Origin of the sequence: Streptomyces sp. NPDC052109 (assembly GCF_040680195.1) — a bacterium.
In the GTDB taxonomy this organism is placed as follows: domain Bacteria; phylum Actinomycetota; class Actinomycetes; order Streptomycetales; family Streptomycetaceae; genus Streptomyces.
The window spans coordinates 63,612-77,448 of the sequence record NZ_JBFAWF010000033.1; the positions used below are offsets into that span (position 1 = coordinate 63,612).

Here is a 13,837-nt window from a genome sequence, read left to right on the forward strand (position 1 = left end):
CGATGGAAGAGGGCCGGCCGCAGAACACCGACCCCGGTCGGCTGCGGCGTCTGCTGGACGAACGCACGGCCGACCTGCAGCGGGTGCAGGCCGAGTACGACAACTACCGTAAGCGGGTGCGCCGGGACCGCACGGCCGTGTGCGAGATCGCCGTGGCCAACGTCCTGCGCGCCCTGCTGCCCGTCCTGGACGCCGTCGACCGCACGTGCGCGCACGAGCCGATGACGACGGGCCTGAAGGACATCAACGACACCCTGCGCGCCCAATTGGGGTCCCTGGGGCTCGAGGCGTTCGGGGAGGAGGGTGAGCCCTTCGACCCGGCGTACCACGACGCCCTCACCCATCACGTCTCACCCGACGCCGATCAGCTGGTGTGCACGAAGATCCTGCGCCCCGGCTTCCGGCTCGGTTCCCTGTTGCTCCGTCCGGCCGACGTGGAGGTCACCGGCGCGGCGCCACCCGCGAGGAACCCTCTCGGGCACGATCGCGCTGGCCCTCGACGCGTAGGGCCGAGAGACAGCGACTGTCCGCGCCTCACGCCTGCGGGGCGCGACGATCGGCGCGGCTGACGGCCTTGGTGTGACCACCCCGGAGGCCCGCCGGCTCCAGAGCAGGCATGCCGGCGGGCCGCTGCTCCGATTCCTCGGGTACAGGCAGTGGCTGCCGCCAGGGTGTGGATGCGTCGGCCTTCGGCGCGCCCCGGCGCAACCTGCGAGCCATGGCGTCGGCTGTCGGCTCGCTCACCGCGGCCACGGCCAGCAGCCGGTAGGGAGCGGACGGCCACAGTTCGACGCAGACCACGGGTCTGCCGGGGCGTACGGCCACGAAGTCCTCCCCGCCCTGATGCGCGCGTGTGCCCAGGCACAGAGTGCCGGGGATCTGGATGCCGTGCCGGTGCACTCCGCGCAGTGCACGCCACCAGTCCGGTTCGACCGTCACCCGGCACACCGCTGCCAGCGGCACACGCACATCGCCATGGCGTACGGCCGCCTGCTCCCACCAGGCCAGCCGCACGACCAGATCGTCATCCCTGACGAGCATGCGTGCCATGTCAGCGCCTCGTTCCCATCCTCGCTCATACGGCGTCGACCGGCTGCCGAGCGGGCGTCGCTCTTCTCACCGCCCGGCACGAGGGGGACTGCGGTCGTAGGTCCGGGGCCCGATCCGCCCATGGCCGGGGCATGCCAGGATCGGCTCATGTCTCACTCCTGGCCCAGCCACCTCGACGTAGGGGCGGTCCGTTTCGCTCGGCCGACCGCGAACTACGACGACGTCCTCGTCTTCTACCGCGATGTCCTCGGGTTGCCGGTACTCGCCCAGTGGCGCGGTCACCAGGGCTACGACGGCATCGTCCTCGGTCTGCCGGGCACGCCGGTGCACATGGAGCTGCTGCAGCACGGCGACCCGCCCCGGATTCCCGAGCCGAACCCGGAGAACCAGCTGGTGCTCTACCTGCGTGGCCCGGAGGCCGTCGCCGTCGCCGCCCGACGGCTCGCCGAGCACGGCCACAGCCCGTTCCCCTCCGCGAACCCCTACTGGCCGGAACACGGCGCCCTGGCCTTCGAGGACCCGGACGGCTGGCTGGTCGTCCTGGCCCCCTGGGTCTTCGGCGAGGAGCCCCCGCCGTCCGGCTGAGCACAGGAACGAGCAGGGGGTGGCGGGGAGAACTTCGGGTGCCCGTGTGGCCGTGTCAGGCCGACCTTCCGAGCGGATTCGTCGAGCGGGCAGGCGTCTCGCGATGGTCTGCGCGGCGGCACAGGTCGTGCTGTCGATGTCCCCCCACGGTCACCCGGACCCCGGACCGGCAGCGCGACGCCGCCGCCGTCGGCGGGGGCTCCCTCCGGGGCGAGAACGCGACCCGGCCCGTGACCGGCTGCTTCACCTGGCTTCTGGCGCACCGGGCGACTGACGTGGTGGTCGCGCAGGACCACACTGTCCATGGCCGTCTCGTCGACGTGCAGCGTGAAGACGTCCGGCCGGGCGTAGTGACCCACCCCGTCGAAGTCGAACCGGGCGCGGGCAGCTCACCGAGGTCCAGCTCGGCGAGCCAGGAGTCCCGGTCGTCCACCTGGGAGCGCACCGCCCGGGCCGAAGAACAGCGCCGCACAGTGCAAGGTCCGGCCCCCTCGACCGCCCCGGCCCGGAGCGGACGGCGCACCCACCGTGACCCCGACGTCTCGGCACCCTGCCCGGCGGCCTCGCCCACCAGGTCCTGGGCCTTGCTCAGGCTCCGGGCGGCGTCGAAGACGCAGGAGCCCGCCTGGACGACGGCGGTGGTCACACGGTTCATGCCAGGAATGTATGAAATCAGCCGCGGCGTGTGGCGGATTCGGGAGGAACAGGACAAGGGGTGCAACGATGAGAGGGGACGACTGCACCGGACCGGACCAGGGCGAGGAGTCGGAGAAGGGATCGGTGGCCATGGTCGGCGACATCGGCGACGAGCTACAGGCGCGGCGCGCGGGCGAGAACGGCCACTGCGCGATGCCGCACACCGCCGACACGCGCCTGCACGCCTGGGGCACCACGCGGGAGCACTGCCTCACCGAGGCCGTACGGGCCCTGGTGGACGCCTTCGCCGACGTGTCGGACGTGCACCCCGCCGCCGTCGAACGCGTCCGCCTGGCCCCCGCCGGCGGCGAGGAACTGCTGGTCGCGCTACTGGACGAGGTGGTCTTCCGGCTCGAGGTCGCGGGCCGCATCCCGGTGGACGTGGAAGCGGAGCCCACCGACGACGGCGGAGTGGAGGTACGGCTGTCGCTCGCCGACCTCAGCGACGTCACCGTCGTCGGCGCCGCGCCGAAGGGTGTCTCCTGGCAGGAGCTGCACTTCGGCCCGGACTCGTACGGCTGGACCTGCACGGTGATCGTGGACGTGTGACCGCGCACGGGCGCCCCTTGCCGTGCCGACACCCTTGCCCCGGCCACCCGCCGACCGGCCGCTTCACCCCTTGACGACCCCGAGCGGCACCAGCCGGGCGACCTTGCGGCACAGCCCGGCCCCCTCGCTCGCGGCGACCACGGCGTCGACGTCCTTGTACGCCTCCGGGGTCTCCTCGGTCAGACCGCGCCAGGACTTCGGGCGCGCGGCGATCCCAGCCTGACGCAGCCGCATGCGCAGCTCACTGCCGGTGACGGTGCGCGCGGCCTGATGCCGGCTCATGGTGCGGCCGGCACCGTGACAGGTCGAGTGGAAGGCGTCGCCGCCGGGCACACCGGCCAGCACGTACGACGCCGTCCCGAGGGTGCCGGGGATCAGTACCGGCTGCCCGAACTCCCGTATGTCCTCGGGCAGTTCGGGGTGACCGGGCGGGAAGGCGCGGGTGGCCCCCTTGCGGTGCACGCACAACCGCCGCCGCTGCCCGTCCACCGGATGGGTCTCGATCTTGGCGAGGTTGTGGGAGACGTCGTACACGAGCGACAGCCGGGCATCCGCGGCACGGCGGAAGACGGCACGGGCCGCGTCCGACAGCAGCTGCCGGTTCGCCCGGCCGTAGTTGGCGGCCGCGGCCATCGCCCCGAGGTACGCCCGCCCCTCGGGCGAGTCCACCGGTGTGCAGGCCAGCTGCCGGTCGGGCACGGTGATGCCGTACCGGGCCATGGCGCGGTCCATGAGCCGCACGTGGTCGGTGCAGATCTGGTGACCGAGTCCGCGCGACCCGCAGTGGATCATCACGCACACCTGGCCCGGCCCGATCCCGAAGGCGGCCGCGGCCGGGGCGTCGTACACCTCGGTCACCCGCTGCACCTCCAGGAAGTGGTTGGCGGAGCCGAGGCTGCCGACCTGGCCGAGGCCCCGCTCCCGGGCCCGCTGCCCGACCTGTCGCACGTCGGCGTCGGCGACCGCGCCGCCGTCCTCGCAGCGCAACAGGTCGCGCTCCTCTCCGTGCCCCCGCTCGACCGCGTAGCGCGAGCCCTCGGCGAGCAGCCGCTCCAGCTCGCCGGAGCCGTCCGGGCGCCACACGCCGCCGGGTCCGGCCCCGCGCGGAATCGCATGGTCCAGGTCGTCCATCACCGCGAGCAGCACGGGCCGGAGCGCGTCGGCGTCGCAGTCGGCGGCCAGCAGCCGCACGCCGCAGGAGATGTCGAAGCCGACGCCGCCCGGCGAGACGACTCCGCCCGCGTCCACGTCGGTGGCGGCGACACCGCCGATGGGGAAGCCGTACCCCCAGTGGATGTCCGGCATGGCGTACGAGGCGGAGACGATCCCCGGCAGCGCGGCCACGTGCACGACCTGCTCCAGGGACTGCTCGGCGTCGGCGAGCAGCTGCCGGGAGGCGAACACCACCCCGGGCACCCGCATACCGCCGTGCGGTGCGATGCGGTAGCGGAAGGAACGTTCCTCGACCAACTCCATCGCGGCCTCCGCCCCGGCGCGGCGCGCCCGGGTGTCACTGTGTGCGCAGTGCGGTGAGCACGTCGTCGTCCGTCAGCTGCTCGAACTCCTCGTACCACTCCCCCACGGCCAGGAAGCCGGCGGGCCGCTGCAGGCAGACCGTCTCGTCGGCCTCGCCCCGCAGCAGGTCCGCCGCCTCCGGCGAGCACACCGGCACCGCCAGCACCACCCGCTCCGGCGACTGGCGGCGCAGCCAGCGCAGCGCCGCCCGCGCGGTGGCCCCGGTGGCCACCCCGTCGTCCACCACGATCACGGTACGGTCCCGCAGCTCGGGCGGGGGGCGGCCCTGCCGGTAGCGCTGCTCCCGGCGGTGCAGTTCCGCACGCTCCCGCTCCACCACCTCGTCCAGGTCGGCCTCGTTCAGCCCGAGAAAGTCCAGGGTCCGCTTGTCGAACAGCGGAGGGTCGTCGCCCGCGAGCGCCCCGACACCCAGCTCCTCCTGGTACGGCGCGCCGATCTTGCGCGCGACCAGCACGTCGAGCGGTGCCTCCAGGGCCCGCGCCACCTCGCGGGCCACCGTCACCCCGCCTCGCGGCAGAGCCAGCACGACCGGGTGGGTCAGCGCTCCCGCCTCCTGACGGAGGCGCAACCGCTCGGCCAGCTCGTGCCCGGCGTGCACACGATCTCGAAACCGCATGCCCTGTCCACTTCCTTCCGCGACTCCGCCGGGCTCGTCGCCCGGCCGCGGTGTGCGGTCCTACGACGGCTTGTCCGAGGTTTCCGGGCCGGACAAGCCCCGTGAGCCGTGCCTCCTTGCCGGTGACGGGCGGCGCCGCCACGCCGGGCCGCTCACCAGTCCGCGCGCCCGGCTCACCCGGCCCGTCGCGCGGCGCGCCCGGCCGGGGGTCTGCTCGTACGCGGGCACGGCGGCACCTCCCTCCGGTGTCCCGGACGGGTACCCGTGCAGCGCCCCACGACACCGGAGAGGCCACGGGCACGGCGTGATCGCCGGCGCATGCGCCCCGGGCCCTCGGAGCGGGCGGGTCCGCACAGAGCACCCCTGCGTGGCGGACATAAGCGGACACATGCCGCAGGACATGATGGAGGGACGGGTGCGTTCTGCGAGGAGGAGTACGGCATGGCCGGGTCGGGCTCTGCGGGTGCCGAGGGCATGACGAGCGGAAAGGCGCGGTTCGACGACATCTACGACCGGCCGGACCCCCGCACGTACTTCGGCCGGCTGGCCCCGCTGGAGTACGAGATCCCGCACCACGCCCAGCCGGTCTTCCGGCAGGTGGCCGCCGAACGGGTCGCGCTCGACGACGGCCGCCCCGACCGGCCGGCGGTGCTGGACGTGTGCTGCTCGTACGGGATCAACGCCGCACTCCTCAACCACGACGTGACGCTGGCGGACCTGTACGAGCGATACACCTCCCCCGCTTCCCAGAAGCTGTCCACGCCGCGACTCGCGGCGCAGGACAGGCAGTTCTACGCCGAGCGGCGCCGACCGGACGCCGTGCCGGTGTTCGGCCTGGACGTCGCCGCCCCCGCCGTGCGGTACGCCCTCGAGGTTGGTCTCCTGGACGACGCCTTCACCGACGACCTGGAACAGGGGCCGCCCGGCCCCGGGCTGCGGCGCGCGCTCACCGAGGTCGGTCTGATCACGCTGACGGGCGGCGGCAGCTACATCACCGCCCGCACGTTCACGGCGTTGCTGGACGGCGCCCGGAGACCGGTATGGGTCAGCGCGTTCGTGCTGCGGACGGTGTCGTACGAGCCGATCGTCCGGGCGCTGGCCGCGCACGGGCTGCGCACCACACTCGATGCCTCCCGCACCTATCCCCAGCGGCTCTTCACCGACGAGCGGGAACAGGAGTATGCGATCGCGGCGGTGCGAGCGCTGGGCCAGGATCCGGCCGGGCACGAGGAGAACGGCCGCTTCCACAGCCTGCACTACGAGTCCCGCCCCGGCACCCGGTGACAGCCGCGGGCCCCGACCTGCGCAGCCCGTGGCCCACCGGGCTCAGGAGGGGATGACTCCCGGCCGGAACGGCTCGACTCCGATGACGTGGCGCACCCGCTCAGGCTCGACCAGCACGTGCACCCGTTGCTCGCCCTCGATCAGCCAGGGGTACCCGTCCAGGCCCAGGTACTTGCGGGCCAGCCGGTCCATGCCCCGCTCGGCCTCCTCCCCCGCCACGAAGCGCACCGCGCGGCCGGAGATCTGCACCCGGTCGTAGGGGTTCTCGGGGTCGGCGTGCGAGAGATGGACGCGGGCGTCGCCGCGGAGGTTCTCCTCCTTGATCCGGCCGACCGAGGTGTTGAAGACGATCAGTCCGTCCTCCAGCCCCACCCACATCGGCGTGACATGTGGCGCCCCGTCCGGCGTCACCGTGGCCACGTACCAGAAGTTCGGCTCCTCCAGCCGCCGGCGCACCTGCTCGTTCAGCTCCGCCGCCATCGCCGCTCCTCCCCTTGATCGCCTCGGACGATCCACTGTGCCACAGCCGGAGTTGGCAGCCCGTCAGTGGCTCGACGTGCGGGGAGCCGGTGGAGTCAGCTGGGGCGGGGGAGCCAGACGGGGGCGCTGCTGCCGCGGGGCAGCAGGACGTCGCGGACCCGGCCGGGGGTCCTGGACATGATGACCTGGTCGGTGACGCCCTGGTAGTGGCCGCAGGGGGTCTCGGCCGTGAAGGTGTCCGGGTCGAGGTAGGCGTGCGGGGAATCGGGATCGGGGGCGAGGGCGACCTCGTGGGCGTAGTCCCGGTCGAAGACGCCGAGGCTGAGGATCCATGTGGCGACGCGGGTGAGGTTGAGCGTGACGCGGTAGCTGCCGCCGTCGGTGGCGCGGCGCATCAGCGCGGCCAGGGCGCCGGTGGTGGCCAGCCAGGCGAGGACGTAGTCGTTGACGACCATGATGTACGGCAGGGCGGGCGTGCTGGTCGGCCGGGCCGCGACACCGTCCACGCCCTCCATGAGCATGATCCCGCTGAGCGCGCCGGCGGTCTGGTCGAAACCGACGCGGTGGCTCCACGGACCACTCTCGCCGGCGAGTGTGATGCCGAGGTGGATGATGCCGGGGCGGACGGCCGCGGCCTCCTCGGCGCTCAGGCCGATCTTCTCCAGGTAGCCGGGGCGGCGGTTGGCGAAGAAGATGTCGGCGTCGCGCAGCAGCGCGCGGATCCTCGCCCGGCCCTCGGTGCCGTACGGGTCGATGGTGCTGGAGCGGACGCCGACGTTGGCGCTGTTGTAGGTGGAGTCGTGCTCCAGCTCGTCGGGCCGCCAGATGTTCAGCACGTCGGCGCCGTGCTGGGCCAGGTCCCGGCCGACTCCGGCGCCGGCGATGATGTGTCCCATCCCCAGGGCCCGTACACCCGAGAGCGGCTGGTCGGCACCGCTGGGGAGGGGTTCGGGGGCGCTGTCGCCGATCTTGTCGATCTTGATCAGCGGCTCCTGGGCGATGTACTCGTACGCCGGCTCCCGGAGGAACTCCTCGGTGGTGCGCAGCATCGGCATCACCACGCCGATCTCGTCGCCGGCCTGCTCCAGATCGGCGGCGTTCCACCGTGCGATGGCGTCCGCGACGGCCTGCTTCTCGGGCCAGGTGCGCAGCAGTTTGTAGACGCTGTTCTTGATCTTCGGGTACGGGTTGAGCGGCATGACCCAGCGACCGTCGCGTGCCTGGTAGAAGTCGAAGCCGAGGGGGTTGGCGGGATCCGAGGGCGTGCCGCCGGGGTAGCCGTTCAGCAGTTCCCACTTCTTGTCGTAGAAGGGGCACAGCCGGTGCGGGGCCTTGCGCAGGTCCATGGTGATGTCCTGGCCCTCGCCACCGCGGTGCCGCCAGAGTGCGGCGAGCGCAACGGACTTGGCCGTCATACCGAGGGCGGGGACGGCGCCCAGGCGCATGATGCTCGGGACGATCGGGTCGCTGCCGATGAAGGTGATCTCTCCACCACTGTCGGCGGGCCGGAGCCCGACCGAGGTGAGGACGTCGCGCAGGGCCGCGTGGATGTCGAAGCCGTCGTCGTGGGTGATCGGGTGGGCGATGGCCTTCTGGATGCGGTCGGACAGTTCGTCAGCGCTCATGAGGGGCAAAAGCCTTTGCGGTGCGGGGGTTTCCGGGGGGGGGTGAAGGGTGACCGGGGCGGTGCGGTCGGACGGCGGGCTCAGCTGTCGAAGTTCTCGCCGAGGGCGCGCATGAGGGCGATCTGCTTGCGGTCGCGCTCGGCGGCGAGTTCCTCGATGGTGCCGCCGAAGCCGTCGGCCTGTTCGGTCAGCAGTCGCCTGGTGGGCTCGTCGAAGGCGACCTTCTCCTGGACCATGGAGGCCCAGCGGCGCTCCATGCCGATCCCGAGGTGACTGATGAAGTGAGGCAGTCCGCCCTCGCCGCCGCCGAGGTGGAAGGAACGGAAGGGACCGGCGACGGCCCACCGCTGCCCGATGGACGAGGTGACGATGTCGTCCAGTTCCTGCATGGTGACGACTCCCTCACTCACGAGGTGCACGCACTCGCGGAACAACGCCGACTGCAGCCGGTTGGCGACGAATCCGGGCACCTCCTTGCGCAACACCTGCGGGCGCTTGCCGAGTGCGCGGTAGAAGGCGCGGGCGCGTTCGATCGTCTCCTCCGAGGTCCGCTCCCCCGGCACGACCTCCACCAGCGGCACCAGGTGCGGTGGGTTGAAGGGGTGGCCGACGACGAGGCGTCCCGGGTCCCGCAGGGCGGTGGCGATCTCGGTCGCGGGGATGCCGCTGGTGGAGGTGGCGAGCAGGGCATGGGCGGGGGCGTTCTCCTCGACCGTGCGCCACACCTGCTGCTTGACCTCGAGTCGCTCGGGACCGTTCTCCTGCACCAGGTCCGCCGCGCGGACGGCGGTAGCCAGGTCCGGTTCGAAGGCGAGCCGGGCGGTGAGCTCCGAGGTGTCCAGCCCGAGTGCCTCCAGCGAGGGCGCGGCCCCGGCGATGTGCCCGCGCACCGCCTCGTCGATGCCCGGCTGCGGGTCACTGACGGTGACGGACAGGCCGCGGGCGAGGAACAGCGCCGCCCAGGAGGCGCCGATGACTCCTCCCCCGACCACGGTGACATTCCGGATTCCGGCGATGCTGCCGTTCTCTGACATACGGGATCACTTCATTTCTCGGGATGGCGGGCGGTCGGCTCCCGGCAAGGGGGGTCAGGCGAGGTAGTCGTGGACGACCCGGGCGCGGCCCAGGGTGAGATCGGTGAGGATGTGGGTGGCGGAGACGACCTCCAGGACCGGCAGGTCGGCGAGGGGGGCCAGGGCGTGGGCGAAGAGCTGGAGCCGCGCGGGGCCCGTCCAGGCTCCCTTGACGGTGAGATCGCCGATCTGTGTCCGGACGAGTTCGCAGATGCGCGGGGAGCCGTCGTAGTGCGGCAGTTTCTTGAGCATGAACGTCGGCTGCGTCAGCTCCTCGCGGGCCTGCTCGGCGGCCAGCGGCTGGTGCTTGTAGCCCATGGTCGCCCGGGCGACGGGCAGCGAGCCGTGGTCGAGGGTGCCGACTAGGGTGTCGTGGTCGACGTACAGCCGTGGCCGGCCGGCCTTCTTCGGGTAGGCCCCGATCTCCCGCCCGCTCGCGATGGCGGGGAAGTTGTCCACGTGCATGGACAGGCAGTACTCCCCCCGCTCGCCCTCGTGCTCGACGACGGCCAGCCGACCCGACTCCGTGTAGTCGCCGAGCCCCGTGACGTCCGGCATCCGCATGACCTCGAACCGGACGAGCGGCTCCGCCACCCGCAGCGGTTCCGGTACGACGCGCTTCAGCACTTCGGGATCGGTCCGGTAGGTGATGTTCAGGTACTCGCGGTCGGTGAACCGGTACGGGCCCGGCGGTAAGGCCGGGGCCCCCAGCGGTGTCGTCGGTGCCCGGACGACGTCCTCGGCTCGCATGACTCTCACCTGCCTCTCGTGACTCTTGCCCCAATGGGTACATGACGGCATAAAACGGTGCACACATCTCCGGAGGGGGCGCCTCGGCGAATGACGCCCGGCGAGGCGCACCCGGCTATGAGTTGCAAAGCGCAACACACTCACTGTAGATCTGGACGGTAAATGTTGCAAAGCGCAACCCTGCCGCCGTGTGTGCGTGTGATCATTCTGGGGAGCCGGCAGACGCCTCGGCGCGTCCCGGCCGAAGCCATCGGGCCGGGTTCCCGCCGGGCCGTGCGAACGCAGGGAAAGGACGAGCACGTGACCGACGACGACAGAGAGCTACCGGAACTCGTACGCGAGCTGGTGACCCTCTCCCGGCGCTTCCGGTCCAACGCCGATCGGCTGCACCCGGACCTGAGCTTCGTCGCCTACTCCCTGCTGTCCGAGATGGCCGAACGGGACGGGACCCGTGCGGGAGAACTCGTCGGCCTGTACAACCTCAACAAGTCCACCATCAGCCGCCAGGTCACAGCGCTGCAGCGGGCCGGTCTGGTGGTACGCGAGGCCGACCCGGACAACCCCCGCGGCCAGCTGCTGCATCCCAGCGATCGGGGTCGCGAACTCCTCGCCCTCGCCGACGCCCTGATGCGCCGCGAGGTCGACGCCCGTACCGAGGGATGGTCCCCGGACGAGGTCCGAACCCTGCGCACCCTGCTCGCCCGCTACAACGGTGCCTCCCCCTCCGGCGCCGGGGACGTGTGACAGGAGGGCAGAGGAGCGGTCGGAGCGCATCGGCGGCGCCTTGTCGACAGCTGGCCGGGGTCGCGTGCACGCCGGCCCGTGACCGGGTTCGCAGCACGCCGCCGCAGCCATCGAGACCGCCGCCCGCCACCCCCTGGCCCGCAGGGACGGACGACGCCGGCTCGGCGGAGGTCCTCGGCGTCAGCCACACCCGCCCGGACCAGGGGCCACGGCGTCTGTCCGAACCCCAGGTCACGGCGCCTCGACCGCCAGGTCGTCCACCACGGCCCGCAAACCGTCCTGGTCCTTCTCCGCGACCCGCCTCTGGCGCGCGGCGCCCGTGCCCGCGAGCTGGACATCACGGAGCCAGGCGCTGACGCGCCGGTCGTCCCCATAGCGGCTGAGCTGGGGCTCGACCCGTTTCCACAGCTCCTCGATCAGCCGTCCGACGGCCATGGGGACACACTCCCGCATGTGCGTGGCGGGCAGGGTGCCCGTCGTCCCGTGCCGGGCGGCCTGCCAGCATGCCGCCCGCAACAGCAGCTCGGGGACCTCGGGCGCGCGTTCGCCGGTGCGTACCGTCTCGACGGCGTGCCCGACGAGGGCCCGGACGAGCAGCGCGTACGCGGTGGTGGTCCCGGCGTCGGGCAGCACGTCCGCGACGCGTACCTCGATGGTGGGCAGATGTGCGGAGGGCCGGACGTGCCAGTAGACCATGGCCGGATCCAACGCCGCCCCGGTGGCCACGAGTTGGTCGACGACCCAGGCGTAGTGGGCCGCGTCGCGCAGATAGGGAGGAGGCCCCGCCGAGGGCCACCGGCTCCAGACCATGGAGCGCCAGCTCGCGTATCCGGTGTCGGCGCCGTCGCTGTACGGGGAGTTGGCGGTGAGGGCCAGCAGAAGGGGCATCCAGCCGCGGAGGTGGTTGACCGCCTGTACGGCTTCTTCTCGCTCGGCCACGCCGACGTGCACATGGCAGGCGTTCACGCCCTGCCCGTGGACCACGGGCCCGAAGCGGCGCGCAAGGGCGCGGTAACGTTCCTGGTCGAGGACGGGCGGTGGCCCGGAACGGCCGAGGACCGCCATGCCGCTGGGCACCAGCAGACAGTCGTACTCGGCTGCGGCGGCAGCCGCACCCGTGCGTAATCGCCGGATCTCCGCCTCCAGTTCGGCGGCGGTACGGCACACCGCGCTGACGGTCTCCACCTGGGACTCCGCGAGTTCGGGTGTGACGTGCGGCCCGCCGAGGTGGGCGCGAGCGGCGCTCACGACGGGCAGGGACCGGTGGACGGCCGACCTGCTCTGCCGGTCGGCCAGGACGAACTCCTCCTCCACACCGACCGTCGGCGGTGCGGCGGCCTCCGTCGGGTACACCGATCCGCCGGCGGCGGCAGGGGTCACGGCATCAAGCGGCTCTGGCACGTCCAGCCCTTTCGGAAGACATGGGACACCGGCATCCACTCGTCGCGGGCTCCGCGCGGCTCGCGATCACCGCTCACGCGCTCGGGCGCATAGGCCACTCCCTGCCGAACAACGGGTGGGAACCGTCATGCTGAGCCTTCGGCCGAGGTCGCGGCAAGCGATTACCAAGCCACCATCACCGCACGGAGGCCGACGGTGACCCGCGCCGACGGCTCGTGGGGCGGCCGTTCACGCACGGGGCGCAGGAGGATGCCGGCCGACCCTGCTCGGCAACTGGTGCCCACCGATCCTCGATCCTGCGTCCGGCTCTCGCCACCGCGGAATGACTCCGCGGGACCGTCCCGCCGCACGCGTCTCCTTGGCGGCGTCACGTCATCGGTGTGGTCCACCGGGAGTCCCTCATGTCGCGCGCGGCCGTCGGAACGGAGCGGGTGACCGGGAACGGGGTGGCCTCGAAGCGGACGAATCCGCACATGGCGGCCGATGCCGAGGGCTGTGACCGGACCCTCTACGATCATGGGCATGTCTGCCCTCCACGAGCGTTCCGCCGTCACTCAGCTGGCCGCCGGTGAGCGCCTCCTGGCGTACGGCAACGTCGTTCCCGCCAGGGGTGCCAGGGGCTTCGGCATCGGGGGCGCCGTGGCAGGCCAGCTGGTCAACGCCGTTGGCTCGCAGTCCGGTGGGGCAGGCAGCATCGCCTCGGGGATGCCACGCACCTCGGGCGCGCTGCTGCTGCGGGTGACCGACCAGCGCGTCGGGCTGGTCCGGCCTCTGGACGGCACCCCGGTGTGGGAGGTGCCGCGTACCTGGGTGGCCAGGATCGAACGCCGGCCCCGCACGCAGCTGATGGCCCGCTTCCGGGTGCACTACGCCGACGGCTCCTGGCTCGCCTTCCTCACCATGCGGCGCCGCACGATCGAGCGGTTCCGCTCGCTCATCGGCTGACCCGGCGGCGCCCGCACGAGCGGGCAGGGCCCGATCTGTGCACGCGATGCACGCGGGAGGCGCCGCCCGCGCACAGGCCTCCGGCGACGGCGCGACCGGTCCCGAGCCGCCCGCTCGCCGCCTGGCGCCCGTCCTGTCTGCTCGCTGAGGAACGGCTCATCACCTGTACCGGGCCGCACATGCTCCTCGCGCCCCGACCGTCGTGCACGCCCCCCTCCTGCCCGGCGGACACCTCTGGCCCATCGACATCAACGGGGTCGCCTGGAACGGCATGCTGACGCCCCTGCGCGGAGCCCTGTGCCGGTTCCCCACCACCCGGTCGGCCCCGGCCGCATGCCGGACGAGATCCGGCGCGCCGGTGGCCGGCCCTCCCCTACGACCGGGGGTCTTCCGTCTCGTCGGGTCGGCCGAGCCGGTCCAGGTCGCGGCCGGCCTGGTCGAGCAGGGCCCGCATGGCGGCCTCGGCGGTCTGCGGGTCGCGGTCCCGTACGGCGTCCAGGACG

The 13,837-nt window shown here is 72.4% G+C and carries 14 protein-coding genes and 1 pseudogene; 6 read left to right on the forward strand and 9 right to left on the reverse strand.

Going from position 1 to position 13,837, the window contains the following annotated elements; all coding sequences use genetic code 11:
- The first annotated feature begins 2 nt into the window (after nt 1-2).
- The gene (grpE, locus tag AB0L59_RS39005; protein WP_365591989.1) at nt 3-569 is read left to right on the forward strand and encodes a nucleotide exchange factor GrpE; all 567 of its coding nucleotides are present in this window, start codon (nt 3-5) and stop codon (nt 567-569) included.
- On the opposite strand, the gene AB0L59_RS39010 is transcribed toward grpE, so the two are convergent.
- Nucleotides 535-1,050: a hypothetical protein gene (locus AB0L59_RS39010; protein WP_365591991.1), complete on the reverse strand. Its 516-nt coding sequence runs from the start codon at nt 1,048-1,050 to the stop codon at nt 535-537. The genes grpE and AB0L59_RS39010 overlap by 35 nt on opposite strands.
- A gap of 147 nt (nt 1,051-1,197) precedes the next feature.
- On the opposite strand from AB0L59_RS39010, the gene AB0L59_RS39015 reads away from it, so the two are divergent.
- Nucleotides 1,198-1,635 (forward strand): VOC family protein, encoded by a 438-nt coding sequence (locus tag AB0L59_RS39015; protein WP_365591994.1) that lies wholly within the window; start codon nt 1,198-1,200, stop codon nt 1,633-1,635.
- A 723-nt stretch (nt 1,636-2,358) separates the two neighbouring features.
- Entirely contained in the window at nt 2,359-2,880 is a 522-nt protein-coding gene (locus AB0L59_RS39020) for an archease (RefSeq protein ID WP_365591997.1), read from the forward strand.
- A 63-nt stretch (nt 2,881-2,943) separates the two neighbouring features.
- Here the strand turns inward: AB0L59_RS39020 and AB0L59_RS39025 are convergent, their stop codons facing one another.
- Both AB0L59_RS39025 and AB0L59_RS39030 read right to left on the reverse strand, forming a co-directional pair.
- Nucleotides 2,944-4,356, reverse strand: coding sequence for an RtcB family protein (locus AB0L59_RS39025; protein ID WP_365591999.1), 1,413 nt, complete (start codon nt 4,354-4,356; stop codon nt 2,944-2,946).
- 34 nt (nt 4,357-4,390) lie between these two features.
- Nucleotides 4,391-5,032, reverse strand: coding sequence for a phosphoribosyltransferase (locus AB0L59_RS39030; RefSeq protein WP_365592002.1), 642 nt, complete (start codon nt 5,030-5,032; stop codon nt 4,391-4,393).
- 441 nt (nt 5,033-5,473) lie between these two features.
- Here AB0L59_RS39030 and AB0L59_RS39035 point away from each other — a divergent pair, with 441 nt between their 5' ends.
- Nucleotides 5,474-6,316 (forward strand): hypothetical protein, encoded by an 843-nt coding sequence (locus tag AB0L59_RS39035; RefSeq protein ID WP_365592005.1) that lies wholly within the window; start codon nt 5,474-5,476, stop codon nt 6,314-6,316.
- A 42-nt stretch (nt 6,317-6,358) separates the two neighbouring features.
- On the opposite strand, the gene AB0L59_RS39040 is transcribed toward AB0L59_RS39035, so the two are convergent.
- From AB0L59_RS39040 to AB0L59_RS39055, 4 genes are all read right to left on the reverse strand, one after another.
- Nucleotides 6,359-6,796: a PPOX class F420-dependent oxidoreductase gene (locus AB0L59_RS39040; RefSeq protein WP_365592008.1), complete on the reverse strand. Its 438-nt coding sequence runs from the start codon at nt 6,794-6,796 to the stop codon at nt 6,359-6,361.
- A 95-nt stretch (nt 6,797-6,891) separates the two neighbouring features.
- On the reverse strand, nt 6,892-8,421 hold the full coding sequence (locus tag AB0L59_RS39045; protein ID WP_365592011.1) for a CoA transferase: 1,530 nt from the start codon (nt 8,419-8,421) through the stop codon (nt 6,892-6,894).
- A gap of 80 nt (nt 8,422-8,501) precedes the next feature.
- A complete protein-coding gene (locus tag AB0L59_RS39050; RefSeq protein ID WP_365592014.1) occupies nt 8,502-9,455 on the reverse strand; it encodes a 3-hydroxyacyl-CoA dehydrogenase NAD-binding domain-containing protein in 954 nt (317 codons plus the stop codon).
- A gap of 54 nt (nt 9,456-9,509) precedes the next feature.
- The gene (locus AB0L59_RS39055) at nt 9,510-10,244 is read right to left on the reverse strand and encodes an acetoacetate decarboxylase (RefSeq protein WP_365592017.1); all 735 of its coding nucleotides are present in this window, start codon (nt 10,242-10,244) and stop codon (nt 9,510-9,512) included.
- A gap of 300 nt (nt 10,245-10,544) precedes the next feature.
- Between AB0L59_RS39055 and AB0L59_RS39060 the strand changes: the two genes are divergently transcribed.
- Nucleotides 10,545-10,988 (forward strand): MarR family transcriptional regulator, encoded by a 444-nt coding sequence (locus AB0L59_RS39060; protein WP_365592020.1) that lies wholly within the window; start codon nt 10,545-10,547, stop codon nt 10,986-10,988.
- Between the two features lie 231 nt (nt 10,989-11,219).
- On the opposite strand, the gene AB0L59_RS39065 is transcribed toward AB0L59_RS39060, so the two are convergent.
- The gene (locus AB0L59_RS39065; protein WP_365592023.1) at nt 11,220-12,368 is read right to left on the reverse strand and encodes a glutamate--cysteine ligase; all 1,149 of its coding nucleotides are present in this window, start codon (nt 12,366-12,368) and stop codon (nt 11,220-11,222) included.
- Between the two features lie 543 nt (nt 12,369-12,911).
- On the opposite strand from AB0L59_RS39065, the gene AB0L59_RS39070 reads away from it, so the two are divergent.
- Nucleotides 12,912-13,334, forward strand: coding sequence for a hypothetical protein (locus tag AB0L59_RS39070; protein ID WP_365592026.1), 423 nt, complete (start codon nt 12,912-12,914; stop codon nt 13,332-13,334).
- A 373-nt stretch (nt 13,335-13,707) separates the two neighbouring features.
- On the opposite strand, the pseudogene AB0L59_RS39075 reads toward AB0L59_RS39070, so the two are convergent.
- Nucleotides 13,708-13,837: pseudogene (locus tag AB0L59_RS39075) on the reverse strand (GntR family transcriptional regulator); the annotation flags it as partial.